The organism is Microbacterium sp. (genome assembly GCF_049661145.1).
Taxonomy (GTDB): domain Bacteria; phylum Actinomycetota; class Actinomycetes; order Actinomycetales; family Microbacteriaceae; genus Microbacterium.
Genome location: NZ_JBASZT010000225.1, coordinates 1 through 4,575 on the forward strand (window position 1 = coordinate 1; position 4,575 = coordinate 4,575).

A 4,575-nucleotide genomic window follows, 5' to 3' on the forward strand; every position below is an offset into this window, starting at 1 on the left:
GGCCGAGCCCCTGCGCGCCTACGCCGCCAAGTGGAACGTGCTCGCGAACCGCTCGAGCAGCATCGCCGGCCCATCGAGCACCTGAACGACGCCCATGGCGATGGCCCGGTCGGGCGCCAGTTCGCCGGAGATGACTCCCCGGATGCCGGGGCCCGCCGCGAACGCCAGATCAGCAGGCCCGGCACCGCGTGCCACGTCGAGGGCGGCTCCGTCGACCCGGATGAGCAGTTCGGTCGCACCGAGGCGCGCCGCGTACCCTGTGGCGGGGAGGGCCGCGGCGATCTGCGGCCGGAAGGCCGTCCGCAATGCCATCGTCATCGAGTCGGGCGTGATGATCTGATCCTCACGGGGGTCGCCCATCGCCTTGAACCCCCAGGCGCCGAGCGCGAGCACGACGGGTTCCAATTCGCGCCCGTACGGCGTCAACTCGTAGATGACGATGCGGGAGCGCGGCATCCGCCTGATGATCCCGGCGGCCTGCAGCTCCTTCAGCCGTGCCGCGAGGATGTTGCTCGGGATGCGCGGCAACCCCGTGGCGAGCTCGCCGTAACGCCGGGGCCCGACGAGCAGGTCACGCACGATCAGCAGCGTCCAGCGCTCACCGACGAGTTCGAGCGCGCGCGTGACGCCGCAGTACTGCCCGTACTCCCGTGCCGCCATCGTCGCGTCAGCTTTTCAGGGGCGCTGCCGCGCCGTGGGGGCGAGGAGATCTACCCATGGTGGCGAGACTTTCGCGTCAAGCCCACGCGTCGGCGCCGGCGAACGCGTCCGGCCCGCCCGCGGCCGCAGCGGCATCCATGTAGCCGAACTCGAGCACGTTGCCGTCCGGGTCGCTGAGCTGCCGCTGATACATGAATCCGTAGTCCGCGGCCGGGTGCGATTCCACGCCGCCCGCCGCCAGGCCCGCCGCGACCGTCGCGTCGACGGCCTCACGGCTATCGAGGAAGATCGCGGTGGATGCCGACACCGCCGTCGCCGGGTCGCCGATCGGGCGATCGGTGAAGGTCTGGAAGTAGTCGCGGACGAGGATCATGAAGTAGCTGTGGTCATCTTCGACGACGACGCAGGCTGCGTTGTGGTCGCTGAAGTCGGGGTTGATGCGAAAGCCGATGGCCGTGTAGAACGCCTTCGCGCGCTCCAGGTCGATCACCGGCAGGTTGACGAACATCGAGGTCATGGCGGTCTTTCCCTTCGAATGCCCGCGGACGACTTTCGCCTCCCGGGCGGCCCGGCGGTCGGGCTTCCGTCAACACTTGCAAAAAACAAGTGGTGCGTCAAGGGTTCATACCGTCAAGAGCACCTTGGTCGCCCGGCGCTCGTCCATCGCCCGATAACCCACAGTGGCATCCTCCAGCGGCAGCGTCAGGTCGAAGACCGCGCCCGGGTCGATCGCGCGGTCCCAGATGAGCCGGATGAGCTCCGGCAGGAATCGCCGCACCGGCGCGGGGCCGCCGTGCAGGTGCACGCCGGAGTAGAACAGCGGCCGCCCCTCGAGCACCACGTCGTGCGAGACACCGACGTAACCGACGTGACCGCCGGGGCGCGTCGAGCGGATCGCCTGGTCCATCGACTCCTGCGTGCCGACCGCCTCGACCGTCGAGTGCGCGCCGAGGCCGTCGGTGAGTTCCTTGATGTTCGCGACGCCCGCCGCACCCCGCTCCTCGACGATGTCGGTCGCGCCGAACCGCCGCGCGAGCGCCTGCCGGTCGGCGTGGCGCGACATCGCGATGATGCGCTCCGCGCCCAGGTGCTTCGCGGCGAGGATGCCGAGGAGGCCCACCGCCCCGTCGCCCACCACGGCGACCGTCTTGCCGGGCCCCGCCTGCGCGGCGACGGCGGCGGCGAACCAGCCGGTGCCAAGGACGTCCGAAGCGGCGAGCAGCGAGGGGATGAGGTCGGGGTCCGGCGTGCCGGGCGTCGCAACGAGCGTGCCGTCGGCGTTCGGGATGCGGGCGAACTGCGCCTGCGTGCCTTCGCGCCCCATCGGGGTGCGGTGGATGCAGATCGACTGGTAGCCCGACCGGCAGATCTCGCACGTGTTGTCGGAGGTGAAGAACGAGCCCACGACGAAGTCGCCGACCTCGATCTTCGTCACGTCGGCGCCGACCTCGGTGACCGTGCCGACGTACTCATGGCCCATCGGCGCGTCGTGGACGTCGTCCGCGCCACGGTACGGCCACAGATCCGACCCGCAGATGCAGGTCGCAGCCACCTTGATGACGGCATCCGTCGGCTCGACGATCCGAGGGTCGTCCCGGTTCTCGACCCGGACATCGCCCGGCCCTCGCAGGATCACGCCACGCATGCCCTCTCCCCTCGTCGCAGTGCGGCTCCCACGTTACGCCGGGCGGGGACTGGCGCGCGGCGACGCCCCCGCGCTACTCGCCGCCGACGGCGCACGCGCTCTCGATCTCGACGTGCAGGACCCCGTCGATCGTCGTGCTGTCCTTCGCGGCCATCCGCGCGACCGGCAGCGTCGGGCTGTAGCGGATGTCCTCCTGCATCGCGCGGTCGGGGAGATACCCGGCGTCGTCCCAGACGGCGACCATGCCGGCGAGCACGTTCGCGACCCGCAGCAGCCTGCGACGCATGCTGCCCGTCTCCGACTTCGCACACACGAGGGCTCATCGTAGGTGACGGAACCGGCAGGATGCCGGGCACGACCGCCCGTTCGGCAGTCGCTTCGGCACGGTGTTTGCGTGAAGGACTGTGCTGGGGCGACTGCTGAAGTGAGTCCGGCAGGTCCGCGGCCGCTATCGCACCTCGGCATCCGCCCGTCGCCGGTAGTGCGAGAACACGACGCCGCCGTCGAGAACCCGTGACTCGATGAGTTCGAGTTCGACCTGGCGCTGGTTGCGCGCGAAGAAGGGGAGCCCGCCGCCCACGAGGATGGGGAACACCCGGATGAGGTACTCGTCGATCAGCCCGAGGCGCGCCGCCTCGACCGCCAGGGTCGCGCCGCCGATGGCGATGTCGCCGTCGGCGGGCTCGGCGCGCAGGCGCGCGACCTCGTCCGCAACGCTGCGCGTTGCCAACCGGGCGTTTCCCTGCACCTCGGTCAGCGTCCGCGAGAAGACGAGCTTCGGCAGCGGATTCCACAACCCCGCCCACTCCCGCTCGAGCTCGTCGAAGCTCGCCTCGTCGGTCGTCTCCCAGTACCGCATCGTCTCGTAGAGGCGCCGACCCATCAGGTGCACGCCCACATCGCGGATCTCATCGAGGGACTGACGGAACACCTCTTCGCTCGGCGCTGCCCAGTCGAAGGCGCCGTGGGCGTCCACGATGAACCCGTCGAGCGACATGCCCATCGAGTAGGTCACTTTGCGCATCGTCGCGCCTCCTCGCCGTCATCGCCGTCTCTGTCGTCGTCACCGTTTCGCGCGGTCACGGGTCTTGTGCGACACACTACGCCGGACCGCGCAACCGTAGTGGTGCCGGTCGCGCATCCCGTTCGGCAGTCGCTTCCGCACGGTGTCTGCGCCGACGACTGTGCTCTAAAGACTGCTGAAATCCGGCCCGCTCAGCGCCGGTAGGCGACAGGCAGGGCGCGCAGATATGCGGCCTCGTCGAAGTTCCGCAGAATGGCGCGCTGCACGAGAAAGCCCGGCACTGCCGCGAGCACGACGGGCGTGACGAGGTCGGCCCACTCCTCGGCATCCCCATCGACGCGCCCGGGAGACGCGGTCGCCCACGCGACGAGCTCGGTGCGTAGGATGCCGCGCACGCGCCCGAAGATGCGCTCCGCGACGGCGCGCACGTCATCGTCGAACGCCGCCTCCGCCCACACCTGGGGGATTGCCGCCGAGACGTCTTCGTGACGCAGCCCGTCGATGAGAGCCACCAGGAGCTCCCCCGGTGAGAGCGGACCGTTGCGGCGCTGGGCAGCGGCGAGATCGGCCACGCGGCCGTCGAGCACCCGCTCGGCGACGGCGACGAGAAGCTCCTGCTTGTTCACGAAATGCCCGTAGATCGCACCCGCCGACAGGCCCGACTCCTGAATGACCGAGGCGATCGAGACGCCCCGATACCCGTCGCGCAGCACGCACCGCACCGCCGCGTCGATGATCTCTTCGCGCCGCGCCGCGCGGTGGGCCTCGGTGACCTTGGGCATGAATCCAGCGTAGGGCTTGGCACTTGCCGGATGCCATGGTAAAAAGAACGAGCGTTCGTTTTCTTTTGCAACTCAACCCACTGCAAGCCTCCCGGAAGGTCGCCGCCATGGCCCTCACCACCGCCGTCACCCCCGCCCCTGCCTCTGCGCCCGAGCACGCACACACTCCGCACACTCCCGTCCCGAAGGTCGTGGGCGTCTCGCTGCTGCTCGTCGCGATCGTCGCCATCGTGGTCATCGCGTTCTCGTGGCCCGCCGTGACGGCGGAGCCGCGGGACATCCCCGTCGCCGTCACCGGCCCCGAACAGGCCGTCACCGCGCTGACGACGCAGCTGACCGACCACTCCGGCGACCTGCTCGATCTGCGGACTGTGGCCGACCGCGACGCCGCCATCACGGCGATCCGAGAGCGCGACGTCGTCGGGGCGATCGTGCTGGGGCCCGAGCCGGAGCTGCTCACGGCG

At 70.0% G+C, this 4,575-nt stretch carries 6 protein-coding genes and 1 pseudogene; 1 reads left to right on the forward strand and 6 read right to left on the reverse strand.

The annotated features are described in order from the left end of the window. Positions 1-18: 18 nt before the first annotated feature. The 6 genes from WBP48_RS09600 to WBP48_RS09625 form a co-directional block, all read right to left on the reverse strand. Positions 19-660 carry a winged helix-turn-helix transcriptional regulator gene (locus WBP48_RS09600; RefSeq protein ID WP_424439502.1) on the reverse strand — a complete coding sequence of 214 codons (642 nt, stop codon included), beginning with the start codon at positions 658-660 and terminating at the stop codon, positions 19-21. Positions 661-736: 76 nt separating this feature from the next. Further along, complete coding sequence (locus WBP48_RS09605; protein ID WP_424439505.1) at positions 737-1,177, reverse strand: VOC family protein; 441 nt, start codon at positions 1,175-1,177, stop codon at positions 737-739. Between the two features lie 105 nt (positions 1,178-1,282). Then, complete coding sequence (locus WBP48_RS09610) at positions 1,283-2,305, reverse strand: zinc-dependent alcohol dehydrogenase family protein (RefSeq protein WP_424439508.1); 1,023 nt, start codon at positions 2,303-2,305, stop codon at positions 1,283-1,285. Between the two features lie 73 nt (positions 2,306-2,378). Further along, positions 2,379-2,591, reverse strand: a complete 213-nt coding sequence (locus WBP48_RS09615; RefSeq protein ID WP_424439511.1) for a hypothetical protein — start codon at positions 2,589-2,591, stop codon at positions 2,379-2,381. Positions 2,592-2,753: 162 nt separating this feature from the next. Next, positions 2,754-3,329 (reverse strand): dihydrofolate reductase family protein, encoded by a 576-nt coding sequence (locus tag WBP48_RS09620; protein ID WP_424439514.1) that lies wholly within the window; start codon positions 3,327-3,329, stop codon positions 2,754-2,756. 191 nt (positions 3,330-3,520) lie between these two features. Then, entirely contained in the window at positions 3,521-4,111 is a 591-nt protein-coding gene (locus WBP48_RS09625) for a TetR/AcrR family transcriptional regulator (protein ID WP_424439517.1), read from the reverse strand. Positions 4,112-4,218: 107 nt separating this feature from the next. On the opposite strand from WBP48_RS09625, the pseudogene WBP48_RS09630 reads away from it, so the two are divergent. After that, positions 4,219-4,575 (forward strand): annotated as a pseudogene (locus tag WBP48_RS09630) (hypothetical protein); the annotation flags it as partial.